Source organism: Pseudomonas sp. RW407, from assembly GCF_003176655.1.
In the GTDB taxonomy this organism is placed as follows: Bacteria; Pseudomonadota; Gammaproteobacteria; order Pseudomonadales; family Pseudomonadaceae; genus Pseudomonas; species Pseudomonas delhiensis.
On sequence record NZ_QGSL01000029.1, the window covers coordinates 771,549 to 792,637 of the forward strand.

17 protein-coding genes are annotated in these 21,089 nt (G+C 69.1%); 12 read left to right on the plus strand and 5 right to left on the minus strand.

Annotated features, from left to right (window positions below):
• From DK254_RS04325 to DK254_RS04340, 4 genes are all read left to right on the plus strand, one after another.
• Positions 1-855: molybdopterin molybdotransferase MoeA (locus DK254_RS04325; RefSeq protein ID WP_256595796.1), on the plus strand; the 855-nt coding region annotated here is incomplete at its 5' end.
• Between the two features lie 60 nt (positions 856-915).
• Complete coding sequence (locus tag DK254_RS04330) at positions 916-1,911, plus strand: peptidase U32 family protein (protein ID WP_109932499.1); 996 nt, start codon at positions 916-918, stop codon at positions 1,909-1,911.
• 11 nt (positions 1,912-1,922) lie between these two features.
• Positions 1,923-2,813, plus strand: a complete 891-nt coding sequence (locus DK254_RS04335; protein WP_109932501.1) for a U32 family peptidase — start codon at positions 1,923-1,925, stop codon at positions 2,811-2,813.
• Positions 2,807-3,283 (plus strand): SCP2 domain-containing protein, encoded by a 477-nt coding sequence (locus DK254_RS04340; RefSeq protein WP_109932503.1) that lies wholly within the window; start codon positions 2,807-2,809, stop codon positions 3,281-3,283. Before DK254_RS04335 ends, DK254_RS04340 begins: the two co-directional genes overlap by 7 nt.
• An 8-nt stretch (positions 3,284-3,291) precedes the next feature.
• Here DK254_RS04340 and DK254_RS04345 read toward each other — a convergent pair whose 3' ends face one another.
• From DK254_RS04345 to DK254_RS04355, 3 genes are all read right to left on the minus strand, one after another.
• Positions 3,292-3,660: a putative zinc-binding protein gene (locus DK254_RS04345; RefSeq protein ID WP_074984560.1), complete on the minus strand. Its 369-nt coding sequence runs from the start codon at positions 3,658-3,660 to the stop codon at positions 3,292-3,294.
• 1,000 nt (positions 3,661-4,660) lie between these two features.
• Positions 4,661-5,317: a two-component system response regulator NarL gene (gene narL, locus DK254_RS04350; RefSeq protein ID WP_109932505.1), complete on the minus strand. Its 657-nt coding sequence runs from the start codon at positions 5,315-5,317 to the stop codon at positions 4,661-4,663.
• The gene (locus DK254_RS04355; RefSeq protein WP_109932507.1) at positions 5,314-7,176 is read right to left on the minus strand and encodes a histidine kinase; all 1,863 of its coding nucleotides are present in this window, start codon (positions 7,174-7,176) and stop codon (positions 5,314-5,316) included. The genes narL and DK254_RS04355 overlap by 4 nt, the downstream gene beginning before the upstream one ends.
• A gap of 173 nt (positions 7,177-7,349) precedes the next feature.
• Here DK254_RS04355 and DK254_RS04360 point away from each other — a divergent pair, with 173 nt between their 5' ends.
• The 8 genes from DK254_RS04360 to moaA all read left to right on the plus strand — a co-directional run bounded on the left by DK254_RS04360 (position 7,350) and on the right by moaA (position 18,870).
• Positions 7,350-8,651, plus strand: coding sequence for a NarK/NasA family nitrate transporter (locus DK254_RS04360; RefSeq protein WP_109932509.1), 1,302 nt, complete (start codon positions 7,350-7,352; stop codon positions 8,649-8,651).
• A gap of 12 nt (positions 8,652-8,663) precedes the next feature.
• A complete protein-coding gene (locus DK254_RS04365; protein WP_109932511.1) occupies positions 8,664-10,070 on the plus strand; it encodes a NarK family nitrate/nitrite MFS transporter in 1,407 nt (468 codons plus the stop codon).
• A gap of 63 nt (positions 10,071-10,133) precedes the next feature.
• Positions 10,134-13,913, plus strand: a complete 3,780-nt coding sequence (locus DK254_RS04370) for a nitrate reductase subunit alpha (protein WP_109932513.1) — start codon at positions 10,134-10,136, stop codon at positions 13,911-13,913.
• An 11-nt stretch (positions 13,914-13,924) separates the two neighbouring features.
• Complete coding sequence (gene narH / locus DK254_RS04375; protein ID WP_089389556.1) at positions 13,925-15,460, plus strand: nitrate reductase subunit beta; 1,536 nt, start codon at positions 13,925-13,927, stop codon at positions 15,458-15,460.
• 5 nt (positions 15,461-15,465) lie between these two features.
• Positions 15,466-16,197, plus strand: coding sequence for a nitrate reductase molybdenum cofactor assembly chaperone (narJ, locus tag DK254_RS04380; protein ID WP_109932515.1), 732 nt, complete (start codon positions 15,466-15,468; stop codon positions 16,195-16,197).
• Between the two features lie 2 nt (positions 16,198-16,199).
• Positions 16,200-16,886, plus strand: coding sequence for a respiratory nitrate reductase subunit gamma (narI, locus tag DK254_RS04385; protein ID WP_109932517.1), 687 nt, complete (start codon positions 16,200-16,202; stop codon positions 16,884-16,886).
• A gap of 66 nt (positions 16,887-16,952) precedes the next feature.
• Positions 16,953-17,771 carry a peptidylprolyl isomerase gene (locus DK254_RS04390; RefSeq protein WP_109932519.1) on the plus strand — a complete coding sequence of 273 codons (819 nt, stop codon included), beginning with the start codon at positions 16,953-16,955 and terminating at the stop codon, positions 17,769-17,771.
• A 109-nt stretch (positions 17,772-17,880) separates the two neighbouring features.
• A complete protein-coding gene (gene moaA, locus DK254_RS04395; RefSeq protein WP_109932521.1) occupies positions 17,881-18,870 on the plus strand; it encodes a GTP 3',8-cyclase MoaA in 990 nt (329 codons plus the stop codon).
• Positions 18,871-19,201: 331 nt separating this feature from the next.
• Here moaA and DK254_RS04400 read toward each other — a convergent pair whose 3' ends face one another.
• Together DK254_RS04400 and DK254_RS04405 are read right to left on the minus strand one after the other, a co-directional pair.
• Positions 19,202-19,432 (minus strand): hypothetical protein, encoded by a 231-nt coding sequence (locus DK254_RS04400; protein ID WP_009616111.1) that lies wholly within the window; start codon positions 19,430-19,432, stop codon positions 19,202-19,204.
• Between the two features lie 494 nt (positions 19,433-19,926).
• Positions 19,927-21,069 carry an FAD-binding oxidoreductase gene (locus DK254_RS04405; protein WP_109932998.1) on the minus strand — a complete coding sequence of 381 codons (1,143 nt, stop codon included), beginning with the start codon at positions 21,067-21,069 and terminating at the stop codon, positions 19,927-19,929.
• Positions 21,070-21,089 lie beyond the last annotated feature (20 nt).

Sequence of the window (21,089 nt, forward strand, 5' to 3'; positions counted from 1 at the left end):
CGCGTGTGGCTGCCGCCGGTGACGGCGGGCAGCCACGTGCGCCGCCGTGGCGAGGAACTGCGCCAGGGCGCGCCGCTGTTGCGCGCCGGGTGCCGCCTGCGGCCCCAGGAGCTGGGCCTGCTGGCCGCCGTGGGCCTGGCCTGGGTGCCGGTGTACCGGCGCCTGCGCGTCTGCCTGCTGAGCAGCGGCGACGAGCTGCGCGAGCCGGGCCAGGCGCTGGCGCCGGGGCAGATCTACAACGCCAACCGCTTCAGCCTCGGCGCCCTGCTGCGCCAGTGGGGCCTGGACGTACAGGAATACGAAGTGCTGGTCGACACCCTGGCCGCCAGCCGCGACGCCCTGGAGCTGGCCGCCGCCGAGTGCGACGTGCTGATCAGCAGCGGCGGCGTCTCGGTGGGCGAGCGCGACCACCTCAAGCAGGCGGTCGGCGCCCTCGGCGAGTTGCACCTGTGGCGCCTGGCGATGCAGCCGGGCAAGCCGCTGGCCTTCGGCAGCGTGGCCGGCAAGCCCTGGCTCGGCCTGCCGGGCAACCCGGCGGCGGCGCTGGTCACCGCCCTGGTGGCGGCGCGGCCCTTTCTGCGCAGGGCCCAGGGGCTGGCCGAGACCGCGGTGACGCCGCTGAACCTGCCGGCGGGCTTCGCCTGGCCGCAGCCGAACAAGCGCCGCCAGTACCTGCGGGCGCGCCTGGCCACCGACGCCAGCGGCGCCAGCCGGGTGGAAATCCACCCGCAGCAGGGCTCGGCCATGCTGCTGGCCGCCAGCTGGGCCGACGGCCTGGCGGTGGTGGAGGCGGGGCGTACCCTCGCCGCCGGCGAGCCCGTGGCTTACCTGCCGTTCAGCGAACTGTACAGCTGACGTCAGCCCTGGCCGCCGGCCTCGCCGAGGCGCGGCGGCCGTTCCATGCAAGGGGGAAGCATGCAACTGGTATGTCCGGCGGGCAGCCTGCCCGCCCTCAAGTCGGCGCTGCGCGAAGGCGCCGACGCCATCTACGTGGGATTCCGCGACGACACCAACGCCCGCCACTTCGCCGGGCTGAACCTCGACGACCGGCAACTGCAGGAGGGCCTGCAACTGATCCGTGCGGCCGGCCGGCAGCTCTACCTGGCGGTCAACACCTACCCCGGCGCCGCCGGCTGGCCGCGCTGGCAGCGCGCCGTGGACCACGCCGCCGAGCTGGGCGTGGACGCGCTGATCGCCGCCGACTGCGCGGTGCTCGGCTATGCCGCGCGGCGCCATCCGCAACTCGCCCTGCACCTGTCGGTGCAGGGTTCGGCGACCAACGTCGCGGCGCTGGCCTTCTACCATGAGCGCTACGGCATCCGCCGCGCGGTGCTGCCGCGGGTGCTGTCGCTGGCCCAGGTGCGCCAGGTGGCGGCGAACAGCCCGGTGCCGGTGGAAGTCTTCGCCTTCGGCAGCCTGTGCATCATGGCCGAGGGCCGCTGCCACCTGTCGTCCTACGTCACCGGCGAGTCTCCCAACCTCTGCGGCGTTTGCTCGCCGGCCAAGGCGGTGCGCTGGAGCGAGGAGCCCGAGGGGCTGACCTCGCGCCTGAACGACGTGCTGATCGACCGCTACGCGCCGGGCGAGCCGGCCGGCTACCCGACCCTGTGCAAGGGCCGCTTCGTGGTCGACGGCCAGCGCTTCCACGCCCTGGAAGAGCCCACCAGCCTCAACACCATCGACCTGATCCCGCAGCTGGCGCAGATCGGCGTGGCGGCGGTGAAGATCGAGGGCCGCCAGCGCAGCCCGGCCTACGTCGAGCAGGTCACCCGCGTCTGGCGCCAGGCCCTGGACAGCTGGCGCCGCGCGCCGGAGCGCTACCAGCCGCAGGCGCAGTGGCAGGCTGCGCTGGAGAAACTTTCCGAAGGGCACCAGACCACCCTGGGCGCCTACCATCGTTCCTGGCAGTGAGGTAACGCCTGATGAAACTCAGCCTGGGGCCGGTGCTGTTCTACTGGGACCGCCGGACACTCCTGGACTTCTACGCGCAGATGGCCGAACAGCCGCTGGACGCCATCTATATCGGCGAGACCGTGTGCTCCAAGCGCCGCGCCCTGTCGCTGGACGACTGGCTGGGCCTGGGCCGCGAGCTGGCGCAGCAGAGCGGGGCGGAAATCCTCCTCTCCGGGCTGGCGCTGATCGAGGCGTCCTCCGAGCTGTCGTCGCTGCGCCGGCTGTGCGCCAACGGCGAGCTGCGGGTGGAGGCCAACGACATGGGCGCGGTGCAGATACTGCATGGCCTGGGCGTGGAATTCGTCGGCGGCCCGGCGCTGAACCTGTACAACGGCCACGCCCTGGCCGAGCTGCACGGCTGCGGCCTGCGCCGCTGGGTGCCGCCGGTGGAATGCTCCGGCGAGCAGGTGCTGGCGGTGCTGGAACAGGCCCGGGAGCTGGGCCTGGAGGACCTGGAAACCGAGGTGTTCGCCTACGGCCACCTGCCCCTGGCGTACTCCGCGCGCTGCTTCACCGCCCGTGCGGAGAACCGGCCCAAGGACGACTGCCAGTTCTGTTGCCAGAACTACCCGGAGGGGATGTCGATGCTCAGCCAGGAAGGCGCGCCGCTGTTCACCCTCAACGGCATCCAGACGATGTCCGGCGAGCCGGGCAACCTGCTGGCCGACTATGCTTCGCTGTGCGACTGCGGCACCGACATGCTGCGCCTGAGCCCGCGGGCGCAGGGCATGGTGGAGGTCATCCAGGCCTTCGACCAGGTGCGCCGTGGCGCCGCGCCGCCGCTGGCGGTGGAAGGTTGCAACGGCTACTGGCATGGCCGCCCCGGCATGCTGCGCAGCGATGAGGTGAACCTGTGCTGAATCTCGAAACCGGCGCCCTGCGCGCCGCCGAACGCCTGCTGCCGCTGGCCGCGCGGGTGCCTGCGCCGCTGCAGCGGGCGGTGCTGCAACGCGCCGCCAACCGCCTGTTCGCCGCGCCGCTGGCGGCCGGCGACTTCGACCTGCTCGAAGGCCATTGGCTACGCCTGGAAGTCAGCGACCTGGGCCTGGGCTGGAACCTCACCCGCGGCCGCGACGGCCTGCAACTGGCGGAAGGCCCCGTGCCCAGCGTGACCATCCGCGGCGGCTGGCGTGATTTCCTGTTGCTGGCCGGGCGCCAGGAGGACCCCGACACCCTGTTCTTCCGCCGCCGCCTGGTGATCGAGGGCGACACCGAACTGGGGCTGGCGCTGAAGAACCTGATCGACAGCCTAGACCCCGAGAGCCTCCCAGCCTGGCTGTGGAACGGCCTGCAGCGCGCCGCGCGCAGCGTGCAGGCGCAGCAGGCCTGAGGCGGCGCTCAGGCGCTACTGAGCAGGAGGAACTGCAGTTCCTCGTAGAGCATTTCGAAATCGTCGAGCGAACTGCTTTCGCCGTAGCGTTTGCGCAGCCCGTACTCGGTGAGGGTGAGCGCGTGCGCCGGGATCACCCCATGGCGCGCCAGGCAGCCGCGCACGCAGTGCAGGTGGCAGCCGTCCAGGGCGAGGATCGGCCGGCCGGAGCAGGCCTTCTTCACCAGCGGCGGCACGTCGCCGCCGACGCCGGCGATGCAGGACATCTCGGCCAGGCCGTCACGGTCCAGGCGCAGGGCCAGGTCGTTGGCCAGCTGGGCCAGGTTGGAACAGCCGGAACAGGAATACACGAGGGGCAACTGGGACTTCGGGTGCATGGCGACCTCCGCGCGATGAATGCGCAGTGTCGGGCGGCGGCCAGGCGCGGCGACATGACCTGCGTCAATTCGTGCTGACGGCTACTCCCGTGGAGGTATAAGGGTTTTCTGTAGGAGCGCCGCCAACTGGTGATGTAGGAGCGGGCTCTGCCCGCGATTCGCGCGCAGGGCGCGCTCCTACAAGGGCACGGCGTATGGGCAACCTGTCGCGGGGGCAACGGCGGATAACGCCGTAGGCGTTCTGCGCCCTACGGGATGGCGTGGGGCGAATAACCGTTCGCGGTTATCCGCCGTTGGCCGGTCCGGCGTGGCCGGTGAATCCAATCGCGGACAAGGTCCTACGGTTCCAGGGAGGCACATTCGTAGGAGCGGGCCCTGCCCGCGATTCGCGCGCAGGGCGCGATCCTACAAGGGCACGGCGTATGGGCAACCTGTCGCGGGGGCAACGGCGGATAACGCCGTAGGCGTTATGCGCCCTACGGGATGGCGTAGGGCGAATAACCGTTCGCGGCTATCCGCCGTTGGCCGGTCCGGCGTGGCCGGTGAATCCAATCGCGGACAAGGTCCGCTCCTACGGTTCCAGGGAGGCACATTCGTAGGAGCGGGCCCTGCCCGCGATTCGCGCGCAGGGCGCGCTCCTACAAGGGCGCGGCGTGTCGCGGGGGCAACGGCGGATAACGCCGTAGGCGTTATCCGCCCTACGGGATGGCGTAGGGCGAATAACCGTTCGCGGTTATCCGCCGTTGGCCGGTCCGGCGTGGCCGGTGAATCCAACCGCGGACAAAGTCCGCTCCTACGGTTCCAGGGAGGCACATTCGTAGGAGCGGGCCCTGCCCGCGATTCGCGCGCAGGGCGCGCTCCTACAAGGGCACGGCGTATGGGCAACCTGTCGCGGGGGCAACGGCGGATAACGCCGTAGGCGTTATGCGCCCTACGGGAATGGCGTAGGGCGAATAACCGTTCGCGGTTATCCGCCGTTGGCCGGGCGTGGGGGCGTGCCTCAACCCAGCCGGTTCTCCACCGCCCAGACCGCCGCTTCCACCCGCGAGCGCATGCCCAGCTTGTGCAGCACGCGCTTGACGTGGACCTTCACCGTGCCTTCGGTGATGTCCAGCTTGCGGGCGATCATCTTGTTGCTGAAGCCCTGGGCCAGCTGGCGCAGGATCTGCCGCTCGCGGTCGGTCAGGTCCTCCAGGCGCTTGGGCTGCTCGTCGCCGCCGCGCAGGGCCTGGGCCAGCACCTGGGCCAGCTGCGGGCTGATGCTGAGCTGGCCGGTGGCGGCCTGGCGGATGTGCTCCAGCAGGCGCTCGGGCTCCATGTCCTTGAGCAGGTAGCCGTCGGCGCCGGCGCGCAGCACGCTGATCACGTCGCCGCGGTCGTCGGACACGGTGAACACCACGATGCGCGCGTCCACCCCCCGCTCGCGCAGGGCGCGCAGGGTTTCCAGGCCGTTCATGCCCTTCATGTTCAGGTCCAGCAGGATCATGTCCGGGTCCAGCTCGGCGGCCAGCTGCAGGGCTTCCTCGCCGCTGCCGGCCTCGCCGACCACGCACAGGTCGTCCTCGAACTCCAGCAGCTGGATCACCCCGCGGCGCATCATCGGGTGGTCGTCCACCAGCAGGATGCGGGCTCGATCGTCGGTGGGGCTGGCGGTCATGGGGCGGACTCCTCGCGCTGGCGGTGGGACAGGGGTTGCGGCTGGAAGCTCAGGCTGACGCAGGTGCCGCGCGGCTCGCGCGGGGCGATGCGCAGTTCGGCGCCGAGGGTCTGGCTGCGCTCGCGCATGATACTAAGCCCGTAGTGGCCGCTGCGGTTCTGCGTTGGGTCAAGGCCCACGCCGTCGTCCTCGATGCTGACCAGCACCTGGCCGTCGTCGCGCTCGGCCAGCACCACCCGCGCGCAGTCGGCATGGGCGTGACGGACCACGTTGGACAGCGCCTCGCGGACGATCTGCAGCAGGTGGATCTCATCGTTGGGGTTGAGCGGGATGTGCGCCAGGCGGTTGTCCAGCTCGATGGTCAGTTCGCCACGCTCGGCGAACTCGCTCACCGTGTCCTCCAGCGCCACCGCCAGGCTGGAGCGCTCCAGGCTGAGGCGGAAGGTGGTGAGCAGCTCGCGCAACTGGCGGTAGGCGCTGTTGAGGCCCTCGCGCAGCTCGTCCAGTGTCTCGTCGATCTTCTGCGCCGGCGCCTCGCGCTTGAGCAGGGTGCCCAGGCGGCTGACCTGGATCTTCAGGTAGGACAGCGACTGCGCCAGCGAGTCGTGCAGTTCGCGGGCGATGGTGCTGCGCTCGGCGAACAGCGCCAGGCGGCTTTCCTGTTCCTGCTGCAGGGCCAGGGCGAAGGTCCGCGCGATGTTGTCGCAGAAGGCCTCGATGCACTGCGCCTGCCAGTCTTCCAGGCGCCCGGTGGTTTCCACGAACAGCTCGCCGAAGCGGTGCTCGCCGCTGGCCAGGGGGAACATCAGCAGCGGTTGCAGGCCGCCGCCCTGGCCGCAGGTGTCGGCCCGCGTGCGGCAGGTGCCGCAGTCGCCCTGCAGGCAGAAGTCGGCGATGGCGCCACTGGCGGTCAGCGAGTTGTAGGCGCGCTCGACGCCGTCCTTGTTCAGGCAGAGGGTCACCTTGCCGGCCTGCAGCACCTGCTCCAGCTGCCCCAGCAGCGGCCGCAGGCTGCGTTCGTCGTACGGGTCCTGGCCGAGGCGGCGGGCGCTGGCGTAGAGCAGCTCCAGGCGCTGATGGCTGTGGGAGAGGGCGCGGGTCTTGTCCGCCACCCGCGCCTCCAGCTCGCCGTAGATGCCCTGCAGTTCCTCGGCCATCTGGTTGAAGCGTTCGCCCAGCTGGCTCAGCTCGTCCTCGCCGCTGTAGCTGACGCGCGCTTCCAGCTGGCCGCGGCCCAGGCGGCGGGCGGTCTGCGTCAGCTCGCGCAGGGGGCCGACCACGTGGTAGCTGAGGTCGTAGAGGCTGACGAACACCACCAGCAGGCTGAGGAACAGGCACAGGCCCTGCACCGTGCTGAGCATCTGCGAGCGCTGCTCGGCGTTGCGCTGCAGGGTGCCGACGAAGGCGTCGATGTGCCCGACCAGGGTGTCCAGGGTCGCCACGGCCGGGGTCTGGGCGACGTCCAGGCCGGCCAGTTCCTGGCGCAGCAACTGGTGCTGGTGGCGCAGCGGGTCGTCGCTGTCGGCGCGTTGCAGCAGGCGCCCGATCTCGCTGCTTTCCAGGCGTTCGCCGAGGGTGCGGCGCAGCGCCTGGCGGCCTTCGGCCGACGGCTCCAGGGCCATGCGGTAGCTGAGCATGCGCAGCGAGCCGGCCTGGTTGATCACCGCCGCGTCCTGGTGCGAGTAGTCGGCGAACAGCAGGGCGCTGAACATGCCCGCCAGGGCCAGGGAGACCAGCAGGGTGAGGTAGCAGCCGAAGCGCAGGACGATGGACCGGCGCAGGGTCTGGCGGCCGGCGGGGGCCGTACCTCCAAAGAGCCGGTCGGCTGGTTCAGGTGTCGAGCGCGTACCTGTTTCCATTAAAAATGCCTTTGAAATCAAGGTGATGTGCGTATTTTTCAGCGATACCCCCTTGGAGGTAGCGGCGCACATCTGCCCATGAAACGCCCTCGGGGCCATTGATCGCGATCAACGGAAGCGAAATGGGCTCTGCCTAACGTGCGGCCAACGGCATCGGCAAATGAGTGGTGGCCATGGCTTCGCATCGACAGAAACAGTACTCCGTACTCGGCATGAGCACACTGGCGTTCGCCGTGAATTTCGCGGTCTGGACGATGTTCTCGATCATCGGTATCCGCATCAAGGCGGAGCTGGGCCTGTCCGAGGCGCAGTTCGGCCTGCTGGTGGCGCTGCCGATCCTCACCGGTTCGCTGGTGCGCCTGCCCCTGGGGCTGATCACCGACCGCTTCGGCGGGCGTATCGTGTTCTTCATCCACATGCTGCTGGTGGCCATCCCCATCTACGGCCTGGCCTTCGCCGACCAGTACTGGCAGTACCTGGTGCTGGGCCTGTTCGTCGGCCTGGCCGGCGGCTCCTTCGCGGTGGGCATCGCCTACACCTCGGCCTGGTTCGAGAAGGAGCGCCAGGGCACCGCCATGGGCATCTTCGGCGCCGGCAACGCGGGCGCCGCCATCACCAACCTGGTGGCGCCGCTGATCGTGGTCGCCTTCGGCTGGCGCATGGTGCCGCAGGTGTACTCGGTGGCCATGCTGGTGACCGCGGTGCTGTTCTGGTGCTGCACCTGGAACGACCCGGCCCACGCCAGGGGCGGCGACGCCGACCCCGCCCGCGCGCGGCCGAGCCTGGCCCAGCAGCTGGCGCCGCTGGCCGAGCTGCGGGTGTGGCGCTTCGGCCTGTACTACTTCTTCGTCTTCGGCGGCTTCGTCGCCCTGGCCCTGTGGCTGCCCAAGTACTACATCGCCGAGTACGGCCTGGACCTGAAGACCGCGTCCTTCATCACCATGCTGTTCACCCTGCCGTCGGGCCTGATCCGCGCCCTGGGCGGCTGGTTCAGCGACAGCTACGGCGCCCGCGCGGTGAACTGGGGCGTGTTCTGGGTGTGCCTGGTGTGCCTGTTCTTCCTCTCCTACCCGCAGACCACCATGACCGTCCACGGCATCAACGGCGACCTGAGCCTGGGCATCGGCCTGAACGTCTGGCTGTTCACCTTCCTGGTGTTCGTGGTGGGCATCGCCCAGGGCTTCGGCAAGGCCAGCGTGTACCGCATCATCCACGACTACTACCCGCAGAACATGGGCACCGTCGGCGGCATGGTCGGCGTCATCGGCGGCCTCGGCGGCTTCTGCCTGCCCATCCTGTTCGGCTACGCCGCCGACCACATCGGCGTGCGTTCCTCCTGCTTCATGCTGCTGTTCGGCCTGACCATCGTCTGCATGGTCTGGATGCACTACGCGATCAAGCAGCAGCGCCGCCTCGACGGCCAGGCCCAGGCGGCCGACGTCGACCTTTCCCCTCTGACTTCCAGCCAATCCTGACGGAGTGCCGACATGGGCATGATCGCCAATTCCCAACTCAAAGCCGCGCGGGGGCCCTTGCTGGTCGACTGGCGCCCCGAGGACTCGCAGTTCTGGGCGCAGTCCGGCAAGCGCATCGCCACGCGCAACCTGTGGATTTCCATCCCCGCGCTGCTGCTGGCCTTCTCCGTGTGGATGATCTGGAGCACCGTCACCGTGCGCCTGAACGCCGTGGGCTTCGCCTTCAGCAACGACCAGTTGTTCCTGCTGGCCGCGCTGCCGTCGATCTCCGGCGCCACCCTGCGGGTGTTCTACTCCTTCATGGTGCCGGTGTTCGGCGGCCGCCGCTGGACCGCGCTGTCCACCGCCTCGCTGCTGATCCCGTGCATCTGGCTGGGCTTCGCCGTGCAGGATGCGCAGACGCCCTACTGGGTGTTCGCCACCATCGCGCTGCTGTGCGGCTTCGGCGGCGGCAACTTCGCCTCCAGCATGTCCAACATCAGCTTCTTCTATCCCAAGAGCCAGCAGGGCACGGCCCTGGGCCTGAACGCCGGGCTGGGCAACCTGGGCGTCTCGGTGATGCAGTTCGCCGTGCCCCTGGCGGTGGCCGGCGGGCTGTTCGGCAGCTTCGGCGGCGAGCCGCAGCCGCTCTCCGACGGCGGCCGCCTGTGGCTGCAGAACGCCGGCTGGATCTGGGTGCCGTTCATCGCCGTGGTGGCCATCGCCGCCTGGTTCGGGATGAACGACATCGCCGACGCCAAGGCCTCGTTCCGCGAGCAGTCGGTGATCTTCAAGCGCAAGCACAACTGGCTGATGTGCTGGCTGTACGTGGCCACCTTCGGCAGCTTCATCGGCTTCTCGGCCGGCTTCGCCATGCTCAGCAAGACCCAGTTCCCGGACATCAACCCGCTGCAGTACGCCTTCCTCGGCCCGCTGGTGGGCGCCCTGAGCCGGCCCCTGGGCGGCTGGCTGGCGGACAAGTTCGGCGGCGCGCGCATCACCCTGTGGAACTACGCGGCGATGATCGCCGGGGTGTTCGCGGTGATCGCCTTCCTGCCCGGCGAGGGCGGCGCGGGCAGCTTCTTCGGCTTCCTCGGCGCCTTCATCGGCCTGTTCTTCTTCGCCGGCATCGGCAACGGCTCCACCTTCCGCATGATCCCGGTGATCTTCCGCAACGAGTGGGCCGCGCGCTTCAAGCGCGGTGGCTACAGCGAGGCCGAGGCGGCCAGGGGCGCGAGCATGGAGTCGGCCGCGGTGATCGGCTTCTCCGCCGCCATCGGCGCCTTCGGCGGCTTCTTCATTCCCAAGGCCTTCGGCACCTCGCTGCACATGACCGGCAGCGCCGAGGGCGCCCTCTACGTCTTCGTCGCCTACTACCTCAGCTGCATAGTCGCGACCTGGTGGTGGTATGCGCGCAAGGGCGCCGAGAGCCCTTGTTGAGACCCGTTTCGCGAGCCTGATTAGCGTTTGAACGCCCGGCGTAGACCGGGTGAGGAGATACAGATGAGTTACCTGCTCGACCGCCTGCAGTTCTTCAAGAAGAAACAGGGCGAATTCGCCGACGGCCATGGCGAGGTCTCCAACGAGAGCCGCGCCTGGGAGAACGGCTACCGCCAGCGCTGGCAGCACGACAAGATCGTGCGTTCCACCCACGGGGTGAACTGCACCGGCTCCTGCTCCTGGAAGATCTACGTGAAGAACGGCCTGATCACCTGGGAGACCCAGCAGACCGACTACCCGCGCACCCGCCCGGACCTGCCCAACCACGAGCCGCGCGGCTGCCCGCGCGGGGCCAGCTACTCCTGGTACATCTACAGCGCCAACCGCCTGAAGTACCCCAAGGTGCGCAAGCCGCTGCTCAAGCTGTGGCGCGAGGCGCGCGCCGCGCACAAGGACGCGGTGGACGCCTGGGCCAGCATCGTCGAGGACGCCGCCAAGGCGAAGAGCTACAAGAGCGAGCGCGGCCTGGGCGGCTTCGTGCGCTCCAGCTGGGACGAGGTCACCGAGATCATCGCCGCGGCCAACGTCTACACGGTGAAGACCTACGGCCCCGACCGCGTCATCGGCTTCTCGCCGATCCCGGCCATGTCCATGGTCAGCTACGCCGCCGGCGCCCGCTACCTGTCGCTGATCGGCGGGGTGTGCCTGTCCTTCTACGACTGGTACTGCGACCTTCCTCCCGCGTCGCCACAAATATGGGGCGAGCAGACCGACGTGCCGGAGTCGGCCGACTGGTACAACTCCAGCTACATCATCGCCTGGGGCTCCAACGTCCCGCAGACGCGCACCCCGGATGCGCACTTCTTCACCGAGGTGCGCTACAAGGGCACCAAGACCGTGGCCGTCACCCCGGACTACTCCGAGGTGGCCAAGCTCACCGACCTCTGGCTCAACCCCAAGCAGGGCACCGACGCCGCCCTGGGCATGGCCTTCGGCCACGTCATCCTCAGGGAATTCCACCTCGACAAGCCGCGCGCCTACTTCGTCGACTACTGCCGGCAGTACACCGACATGCCCATGCTGGTGCTGCTGGAGCCGCACGGCGAGGGCGCCTTCAAGCCGACCCGCTACCTGCGCGCCGCCGACCTCGACGGCCGGCTGGGCCAGGACAACAACCCCGAGTGGAAGACCATCGCCTTCGATGAAAGCAGCGGCCAGCTGGTCTCGCCCACCGGTTCCATCGGCTACCGCTGGGGCGAGTCGGGCAAGTGGAACATCGAGGAGAAGGAGGGCGGCGAGGGCCGCGAGACGCGCCTGAGCCTGAGCCTGATCGACGGCCCGGAACACGCCTGCGAGGTGGGCTTCCCGTACTTCGCCGGCCAGCTGCACCCGCACTTCAAGGGCGTGGACAACGACGAGGTGCTGCTGCGCCGCGTGCCCTTCCGCGACATCCAGGGCGCCGACGGCAAGACCCTGCGCGTGGCGACCGTCTACGACCTGCAGATGGCCAACTACAGCGTCGACCGCGGCCTGGGCGGGGCCAACGTGGCCCGCGGCTTCGACGACGCCGACACCCCCTACACCCCGGCCTGGCAGGAACGCATCACCGGCGTGCCGGCCGCCCGCGCCATCCAGGTGGCCCGCGAGTTCGCCGACAGCGCCGACAAGACCCACGGCAAGGCCATGGTGATCATCGGCGCGGCGATGAACCACTGGTACCACATGGACATGAACTACCGCGCGGTCATCAACATGCTGATGATGTGCGGCTGCATCGGCCAGAGCGGCGGCGGCTGGGCCCACTACGTCGGCCAGGAGAAGCTGCGCCCGCAGACCGGCTGGGTGCCCCTGGCCTTCGGCACCGACTGGAGCCGCCCGCCGCGGCAGATGAACGGCACCAGCTTCTTCTACCTGCACAGCTCGCAGTGGCGGCATGAAAAGCTGTCGATGCACGAGGTGCTCTCGCCCCTGGCCGACAGCAAGCAGTTCCCCGAGCACGCCGTGGACTACAACATCCGCGCCGAGCGCATGGGCTGGCTGCCCTCCGCGCCGCAGCTGGACCGCAACCCGCTGCGCATCGCCGCCGACGCCGAGAAGGCCGGGCTGCCGGTGCAGGACTACGTGGTGCGCGAACTCAAGGCCGGCACCCTGCGCTTCGCCAGCGAGAAGCCGGACGATGCGCAGAACTTCCCGCGCAACCTGTTCGTCTGGCGCTCCAACCTGCTGGGCAGCTCGGGCAAGGGCCACGAGTACATGCTCAAGTACCTGCTGGGCGCCAAGAACGGCGTGATGAACGAGGACCTGGGCAAGGCCGGCGGCCCGCGCCCCACCGAGGTGGACTGGGTGGAGCAGGGCGCCGAGGGCAAGCTCGACCTGGTCACCACCCTGGACTTCCGCATGTCCTCCACCTGCATGTACTCGGACATCGTCCTGCCCACCGCCACCTGGTACGAGAAGGACGACCTCAACACCTCCGACATGCACCCCTTCATCCACCCGCTGTCGGCCGCCACCGACCCGGCCTGGGAAGCGAAAAGCGACTGGGAAATCTACAAGGCCATCGCCAGGAAGTTCTCCGAGGTCTCGGTCGGCCACCTGGGCGTGGAGAAGGACCTGGTCACCGTGCCGCTGCTGCACGACACCGCCAACGAACTGGCCCAGCCCTTCGGCGGCACTGACTGGAAGAAAGGCGAGTGCGAGCCGCTGCCGGGGCGCACCATGCCCACCCTGCACCTGGTGGAGCGCGACTACCCCAACACCTACAGGAAGTTCACCTCCCTCGGCCCGCTGCTGGACAAGCTAGGCAACGGTGGCAAGGGCATCGGCTGGAACACCGAGAAGGAAGTGAAGCTGATCGGCGAGCTCAACCACCGCGTGCTGGAGCCGGGCGTCAGCCAGGGCCGGCCGCGCATCGAGAGCGCCATCGACGCCGCCGAGGTGATCCTCGCCCTGGCCCCGGAAACCAACGGCCAGGTGGCGGTCAAGGCGTGGAACGCGCTGTCGAAGTTCACCGGCCGCGAGCACGCGCACCTGGCGCTGCCCAAGGAAGAGGAGAAAATCCGCTTCCGCGACATCCAGGCGCAGCCGCGCAAGATCATCTCCAGCCCCACCTGGTCGGGCCTGGAAGACGAGCACGTGAGCTACAACGCCTGCTACACCAACGTCCACGAGCTGATCCCGTGGCGCACCATCACCGGCCGCCAGCAGTTCTACCAGGACCACCCGTGGATGCAGGCCTTCGGCGAGGGCTTCGTCAGCTACCGGCCGCCGGTCAACACCCGCAGCACCGACAAGCTGTTCAACAAGAAGCCCAACGGCAACACCGAGATCACCCTGAACTGGATCACCCCGCACCAGAAGTGGGGCATCCACTCCACCTACAGCGACAACCTGCTGATGCTCACCCTATCCCGTGGTGGGCCGATCATCTGGCTCAGCGAGCATGACGCCAAGCGCGCCGGCATCGAGGACAACGACTGGGTGGAAGTCTTCAACGCCAACGGCGCCGCCACCTGCCGCGCGGTGGTCAGCCAGCGGGTGAAGGACGGCATGGTGCTGATGTACCACGCCCAGGAACGCATCGTGAACGTGCCCGGCAGCGAGACCACCAAGACCCGCGGCGGCCACCACAACTCGGTGACCCGCGTGGTGCTCAAGCCCACCCACATGATCGGCGGCTACGCCCAGCAGGCCTGGGGCTTCAACTACTACGGCACCGTGGGCTGCAACCGCGACGAGTTCGTGGTGGTGCGCAAGATGAACAAGGTCGACTGGCTCGACGAGCCGGAACACGGTGGCCTGGGCGGCGACGCCCTGCCGCAGCCGCTGCCCCGGGACATTTGAGGAGAGACGCCATGAAAATTCGTTCGCAAGTCGGCATGGTGCTGAACCTCGACAAATGCATCGGCTGCCACACCTGCTCCATCACCTGCAAGAACGTCTGGACCAGCCGCGAAGGCATGGAATACGCCTGGTTCAACAACGTCGAGACCAAGCCCGGCATCGGCTACCCGAAGGAGTGGGAGAACCAGCAGAAGTGGAAGGGCGGCTGGGTGCGCAACGCCGACGGCTCCATCGTCCCGCGCATCGGCGGCAAGTTCCGGGTGCTGGCGAACATCTTCGCCAACCCCGACCTGCCGGAGATCGACGACTATTACGAACCCTTCGACTTCGACTACCAGCACCTGCACACCGCGCCCAAGGCGCAGCACCAGCCGGTGGCGCGGCCGCGCTCGCTGATCAGCGGGCAGCGCATGCAGAAGATCGAGTGGGGCCCGAACTGGGAGGAAATCCTCGGCACCGAATTCGCCAAGCGCCGCCACGACAAGAACTTCGACCAGGTCCAGGCGGACATCTACGGCGAGTACGAAAACACCTTCATGATGTACCTGCCGCGCCTGTGCGAGCACTGCCTGAACCCGGCGTGCGTGGCTTCGTGCCCGAGTGGCGCGATCTACAAGCGCGAGGAGGACGGCATCGTCCTGATCGACCAGGACAAGTGCCGCGGCTGGCGCATGTGCATCAGCGGCTGCCCGTACAAGAAGATCTACTTCAACTGGAAGAGCGGCAAGTCCGAGAAGTGCATCTTCTGCTACCCGCGCATCGAGGCCGGCCAGCCGACCGTGTGCTCGGAAACCTGCGTGGGCCGCATCCGCTACCTGGGCGTGCTGCTCTACGACGCCGACCGCATCCATGAAGTGGCCAGCTGCGCCGACGAGCGCGAGCTGTACCAGAAGCAGCTGGAGATCTTCCTCGACCCCTTCGACCCGAAGATCATCGCCCAGGCCCGCAAGGACGGGGTGCCGGACAGCGTCATCGAGGCCGCGCAGAAGTCGCCGGTGTACAAGCTGGCCATGGACTGGCAGCTGGCCCTGCCGCTGCACCCGGAATACCGCACCCTGCCCATGGTCTGGTACGTGCCGCCGCTGTCGCCGATCCAGAACGCCGCCGCCGAGGGCCATATCGGCAGCGACGGGGTGATCCCGGACGTCGAGTCCCTGCGCATCCCCGTGCAGTACCTGGCCAACCTGCTCACCGCCGGCGACACCGCGCCGGTGCTGCGTGCCCTCAAGCGCCTGCTGGCGATGCGCGCCTACAAGCGCGCCGAGCACGTGGAAGGCCGGCAGGACCTGGAGGTGCTGGCCAAGGTCGGGCTCTCGGTGCAGCAGGTGGAAGAGATGTACCGCTACCTGGCCATCGCCAACTACGAGGACCGCTTCGTCATCCCCACCGCGCACCGCGAGGAGGCGCTCTCCGACGCCTTCGCCGAGCGCAGCGGCTGCGGCTTCAGCTTCGGCAGCGGCTGCTCGGGCAACTCCGGCGTGAACCTGTTCGGCGGCAAGCCGGTGGACCGCCGCGACGTCATCCAGACCGTACAGATCCAGGAGTGACGACCATGGACAGCCATAGCCAACTGCTCAAGCTCTGCGCACTGCTGCTGGACTACCCGCGGCCGGAAGTGCGCGAGGAAAACCTGGCGCTGCACGCGCTGATCCGCACCTGCGACCTGCCCGAGGCGCAGCGCGACGGCCTCGCCGCGCTGCTCAACGAACTCTGCCAGGGCGACCTGCTGGACGTGCAGGCGTGCTACGACGGCCTGTTCGAACGCGGCCGCTCGGTCTCGCTGCTGCTCTTCGAGCATGTCCACGGCGAGTCCCGCGACCGCGGCCAGGCCATGGTCGACCTGCTGCACCGCTACAACGCCGCGGGCCTGGCCATCCACGTCAACGAGCTGCCGGACTACCTGCCGCTGTACCTGGAGTTCCTCGCCCTGCAGGACGCGCCGGCGGCCCGCGCCGGCCTGGCCGAGGTGGCGCACATCCTCGCCCTGCTGGCGGCTCGCCTGGACGAGCGCGGCAGTGCCTACGCGGCGGTGTTCCATGGCCTGCTGGAGCTTTCCGGCGAGCGCCCGGACCTGGCCGCTCTGCACCGCGACTGCGAGCAGGAGGCTCGCGACGACAGCCTGGAGGCGCTGGACAAGGCCTGGGAGGAAACCCAGGTGAGCTTCAGTGAGCCCGCCGCCGGCTGCCCGTCGAACCCGCGGCAGCCCTCCAGCGCCCTCGAACAACCCCTGCAATGGGTCGCCCAGCCGGTGCCGCCGCGCCGGGTGGCCAGCCAAGGAGCCTGATCATGTCGTTGAATACCCTGCTGTTCGGGGTCTACCCCTACGTCGCCCTGCTCATCTGCCTGGTGGGCAGCTGGGCGCGCTTCGACCTCTCGCAATACACCTGGAAGGCCGGCTCCAGCCAGATGCTGAGCAAGAAGGGCATGCGCGTGTACAGCAACCTGTTCCACGTGGGCGTGCTGTTCATCCTCGCCGGCCACTTCGTCGGCCTGCTGACCCCCCACGCCGTCTACGAGCACCTCATCAGCACCGAGCACAAGCAACTGCTGGCGATGGTCTCCGGCGGCTTCTTCGGCGTGCTCTGCTTCATCGGCCTGACCGGGCTGATCCTGCGCCGCCTGACCGACGCGCGGGTGCGCGCCACCGGCAATGCCTCGGACCTGATGATCCTGCTGGTGCTCTACGCCCAGCTGATCCTCGGCCTTTCCACCATAGTCGCCTCCACCCACCACCTGGACGGCTCGGTGATGGTCATGCTGGCCGACTGGGCGCAGTCCGTCGTCACCCTGCAGCCGCTGGCCGCGGCCGAGGCCATCGCCCCGGTGTCGCTGGTCTACAAGCTGCACGTGATGCTCGGCCTGACGCTGTTCGTGCTGTTCCCCTTCACCCGCCTGGTGCACATCGTCAGCGCCCCGGTGTGGTACCTGGGCCGCCGCTACCAGGTGGTCCGCCAGAAGCGCCGCGTGGCCTGACCGCCGCGCCAACCCTTAGGGCGGATGGCCGTTCGCGGTCATCCGCCGCCCCCGAAGGTGATCCAGATGAGTTGCTCCCACTACGAGAACCGTGTCGAACACGTCGAACTGCCGAAGCTCGCGGTCAACGGCGTCGCCATCGACGAAAGCGAACTGGCCCGCGAACTCCAGTACCACCCCGCCACCAGCCACGCCGAGGCGCTGCAGGGCGCCTGCCGCGCGCTGGTGGTGCGCCAGCTGCTGCTGCAGCGTGCCGACGCGCTGGGCCTGAGCGCCGAGGCGGAGGAGGGCGAGGCGCCCGAGGAAGCCCGCATCCGCGCCCTGGTCGACCGTGAGGTCGGCACACCCGAGGCCGACGAAGCCAGCTGCCGGCAATGGTACGAGGCCAACCCCGGCCGCCTGACCAGCCCCTGGCGCATGAGCCTGCGCCACGTCCTGCTGGCCTGCGCCCCGGACGACCTGGAAGGCCGCGCCAAGGCCCGCGAACAGGCGCTGGCGCTGCTGGCCGGGCTGCGCGAACACCCCGAGCGCTTCGCCGAGAAAGCCATGCGCTTCTCCGCCTGCCCGTCGAAGGACGAAGGCGGCGACCTGGGCTGGATCGAGCCCGGCCAGACCGTGCCCGAGTTCGAGAAGCGCCTGCTGCGCGAAACCCCCGGCCTGCTGGCCCAGCCCCTGGAAAGCCGCTACGGCCTGCACGTGGTGGAACTGCTGGCGCGCGAAGGCGGCGAGCCGCTGCCCTTCGCCGAGGCCCGCCCGCGCATCGCCGCCTACCTGCGCGCCCAGGTGCTGCAGCGCGCGGTCAGCCAGTACATCGCCGTGCTGGCCGGCGAGGCGCACATCGAGGGCTTCGCCTTCGAGGGCGCGGATTCGCCGCTGGTGCAGTGAGGCGGCGGAGTTTATCGCCGCACTGGACAGCCCCCTCTCCCTTCAGGGAGAGGGTTGGGGAGAGGGCCGGATCATCCGCCTTCGCCAAAGCATCAACCGGAGCACCCACATGCCCGACTGGATCGACGGCCAAGGCCGCAAGATCGACTACCTGCGCCTGTCGGTGACCGACCGCTGCGACTTCCGCTGCGTCTACTGCATGGCCGAGAACATGCGCTTCCTGCCGCGCCAGCAGGTGCTGACCCTGGAGGAGATCGAGCGCGTGGCCCGGCTGTTCGTTGCCGGCGGCGTGCGCAAGCTGCGCCTCACCGGCGGCGAGCCGCTGGTGCGCCCCGGCATCGTCGGCCACTGCGAACGCCTGGCCGCGCTGCCGGGCCTGCGCGAGCTGTGCATGACCAGCAACGGCTCGCAGCTCGGCCGCTACGCCCGCGACCTGCGCGCTGCGGGCCTGGCGCGCCTGAACATCAGCCTCGACACCCTGGACGCGCAGCGCTTCCAGGCCATCACCCGCACCGGCCGCCTCGACCAGGTGCTGCGCGGCATAGATGCGGCGCAGGCGGCGGGCTTCGCCGGCATCAAGCTCAACTGCGTGGTGATGAAGGGCCGCAACGCCGACGAGGTGCCGGCCCTGGTGGACTACGCCATCGCCCACGAACTGGACATCAGCTTCATCGAGGAAATGCCCCTGGGCCAGGTCGGCCGCGACCGCGAGGAGAGCTTCTGCTCCAGCGACGAGGTGCGCGCGCTGATCGCCGAACGCCACGAACTGCTGGACAGCGCCGAGCACAGCGGCGGCCCGGCCCGCTACGTGCGCCTGGCGCAGCACCCGCGCACGCGCATCGGCTTCATCTCGCCGCACTCGCACAACTTCTGCGCCACCTGCAACCGCCTGCGTCTGACCGCCGAGGGTCGCCTGCTGCTGTGCCTGGGCCACGAGAACTCCCTGGACCTGCGCGGTCTGCTGCGCCGCCACCCGCTGCACGATGGGCCGATCCTCGACGCCCTGCACGCCGCCCTGCAGCGCAAGCCTGCCCGCCATGAGTTCAGCGCCGGCGGCGAGGTACAGGTACTGCGCTTCATGAACCTCAGCGGCGGCTGAGCCAAGGTACGACCTCTTCGTAGGATGGGTTGAGCGAAGCGATACCCATCACCCCGGCCAGATGGGTATCGCAAGCTCAACCCATCCTACGGTCGTACTTTTCCGTCCCCCAAAGAAAAGGCCCCGGCGAAATGAGCGGTTCGCTGGGGCCTGGGCGCATGTCTGCGCTGGATACCGTGGTTGGAAAGGCAGATCATCTCGTCTGGCGGTCCCTCCATATGGCTGTCGTTGCAAGTCAGACTAGGCCAGCGCCGGGGCACTTGCATCCCTCGTAGGGGGTAGTCCGCCCGGGGCGAAAGAGAGTGCGGCGGCGTTATCCGCCGCCTGGCGTTCAGCGCGGGTTGCTGGAGGAGCCGCCGCCGAACAGGCCGCCGAAGATGCTGTTGACCAGGCCGAACAGGCCACCGACGATCGGCAGGTTCTGCAGCACGTTGAACACGCCGCCCAGCAGGCCGCCGGACTGCGAGCCGGAAGTGCCGAACAGGTCGCCCAGCATGCCGAAGAGGAAGCCGCCGGCTACCTGGTCGATTTCGTTTTCGTTGAGTACTTTCAGATCATTCATGGCTGTTTCTCGCAAGCAGGAAAGGGATCGGCCCGGGATGGGCCGACCCGCATTCTCCCGGCCACCGCGCAGGCGGGCTATTCGGGATGGGCGCGCCGGACGGTGGGAAACGTCCGGTGTGCGCGGACATGGCCACGCGGAAGGGACTGTCTTCGCGTGCCCGCGTACGGTGCTTGCCGGCGGCTGTGTGTGCCAGGCTGGCTCCGCTCCCTCACCCCGGCCCTCTCCCAGAGGGAGAGGGGGCCGCCCGGCGTCGGCGGGGAGTCTGGCGTCAACCTGCAGGAGCGAGCTTGCTCGCGAATGGTGCTTGCCGGTGGCGGCTGTGTGTCAGGTTGACTCCGTCCCCTCTCCCCAGCCCTCTCCCTGAAGGGAGAGGGGGCCGTTCGGCGTGGGCGGGAAGTTCGGCGTCAACCTGTAGGAGCGGGCCCTGCCCGCGAATCGCGCGCAGGGGAATGCCGCGGCTGGTGTGGCGTAGGGCGGATAACCGTTCGCGGTTATCCGCCGCTTGACCTCGGCTTGAGCCGCGCCGGAGCCAGCCCATCCGCACTCAGCCCATGGCGCACCAGCACCTCGGGCAGCTCATCAGCACGGATCAGCGCGGCGCTGGCCTGGCCCATGGCCGCCGAGGTCTGGATGCCGTAGCCGCCCTGGCCGGTGACCCAGTAGAAGCCGGGCACCTGCGGGTCGTAGCCGGACACCAGGTCGCCGTCGGCGACGAACGAGCGCAGCCCGGCCCAGGTGTGGCTGGGTCGGCGGATGCTGAGCGTTGTGTGTTCCTCGATGCGGTGGATGCCCAGGGCGATGTCCAGTTCCTCGGGCTGCACGTCGTGGGGCTCCACCGCGTCGGCGTTGGCCGGCGAGCCGAGCAGCAGGCCGGCGTCGGGCTTGAAGTAGAAGGATTCGTCCAGGCTCACCAGCACCGGCCAGGCGTGGCTGTCCACACCTTCGGGCGGGGCGAAGAGGAAGGCCGCGCGGCGCTTGGGCTGCAGGCCCAGCGGGGCGACCCCGGCGAGTGCCGCCAGGCGGTCGCACCAGGCGCCGGCGGCGTTGACCAGCACTGGCGCGCGGTAGCTCTGCTGGGCCGTGCGCACCTCCCACTGGCCGTCGACGTAGGCCGCGGCGAGTACCTCGCTGTCGAACTGCACGCTGCCGCCGTTGCGGCGAATGCCCCGCAGGTAGCCCTGCAGCAGGGCGTCGGTGTCGATGTCGGCGGCGGTGGGGTCGAACATCGCGCCATGGACCTTCTCGCGGCGCAGCACCGGGACCATGGCGCAGGCCTCGTCGGCGTCCAGCAGGCGCGTCTCCGGCACGCTGGCGCGGGCGCTGTCGAACTGGCGTCGCAGTTCCTCGGGGGCCCCTTCGAAGTCCACGGTCAGCTCGCCGCGCGGGGTGAGGATGGGGTGCTCGGCGAAGCCCTCGGGCGGGGCGTCGAAGAAGGCCCGGCTGGCGGCGGTCAGCGCGCGCACCTGGGGCGTGCCGTAGGCCACGGTGTACAGCGCCGCCGAGCGGCCGGTGGAATGGTAGCCGGCATGGGATTCGCGCTCGAGCACGGCGACCTTGCCGTGGGGCGCGAGGAAGTAGCCGGTGGAGGCGCCGGCGATGCCGGCGCCGATGATCAGGAAGTCGACCTCGGTCATGGATGTCTCCGCGTCAGGCG

Coding starts and splice junctions, on each gene's coding strand:
- DK254_RS04330 (WP_109932499.1), top strand. CDS start 916: ATGCAACTGGTATGTCCGGCGGGCAGCCTGCCCGCCCTCAAGTCGGCG.
- DK254_RS04335 (WP_109932501.1), top strand. CDS start 1,923: ATGAAACTCAGCCTGGGGCCGGTGCTGTTCTACTGGGACCGCCGGACA.
- DK254_RS04345 (WP_074984560.1), bottom strand. CDS start 3,660: ATGCACCCGAAGTCCCAGTTGCCCCTCGTGTATTCCTGTTCCGGCTGT.
- narL (WP_109932505.1), bottom strand. CDS start 5,317: ATGACCGCCAGCCCCACCGACGATCGAGCCCGCATCCTGCTGGTGGAC.
- DK254_RS04355 (WP_109932507.1), bottom strand. CDS start 7,176: ATGGAAACAGGTACGCGCTCGACACCTGAACCAGCCGACCGGCTCTTT.
- DK254_RS04360 (WP_109932509.1), top strand. CDS start 7,350: ATGGCTTCGCATCGACAGAAACAGTACTCCGTACTCGGCATGAGCACA.
- DK254_RS04365 (WP_109932511.1), top strand. CDS start 8,664: ATGGGCATGATCGCCAATTCCCAACTCAAAGCCGCGCGGGGGCCCTTG.
- DK254_RS04370 (WP_109932513.1), top strand. CDS start 10,134: ATGAGTTACCTGCTCGACCGCCTGCAGTTCTTCAAGAAGAAACAGGGC.
- narH (WP_089389556.1), top strand. CDS start 13,925: ATGAAAATTCGTTCGCAAGTCGGCATGGTGCTGAACCTCGACAAATGC.
- narJ (WP_109932515.1), top strand. CDS start 15,466: ATGGACAGCCATAGCCAACTGCTCAAGCTCTGCGCACTGCTGCTGGAC.
- narI (WP_109932517.1), top strand. CDS start 16,200: ATGTCGTTGAATACCCTGCTGTTCGGGGTCTACCCCTACGTCGCCCTG.
- DK254_RS04390 (WP_109932519.1), top strand. CDS start 16,953: ATGAGTTGCTCCCACTACGAGAACCGTGTCGAACACGTCGAACTGCCG.
- moaA (WP_109932521.1), top strand. CDS start 17,881: ATGCCCGACTGGATCGACGGCCAAGGCCGCAAGATCGACTACCTGCGC.
- DK254_RS04400 (WP_009616111.1), bottom strand. CDS start 19,432: ATGAATGATCTGAAAGTACTCAACGAAAACGAAATCGACCAGGTAGCC.
- DK254_RS04405 (WP_109932998.1), bottom strand. CDS start 21,069: ATGACCGAGGTCGACTTCCTGATCATCGGCGCCGGCATCGCCGGCGCC.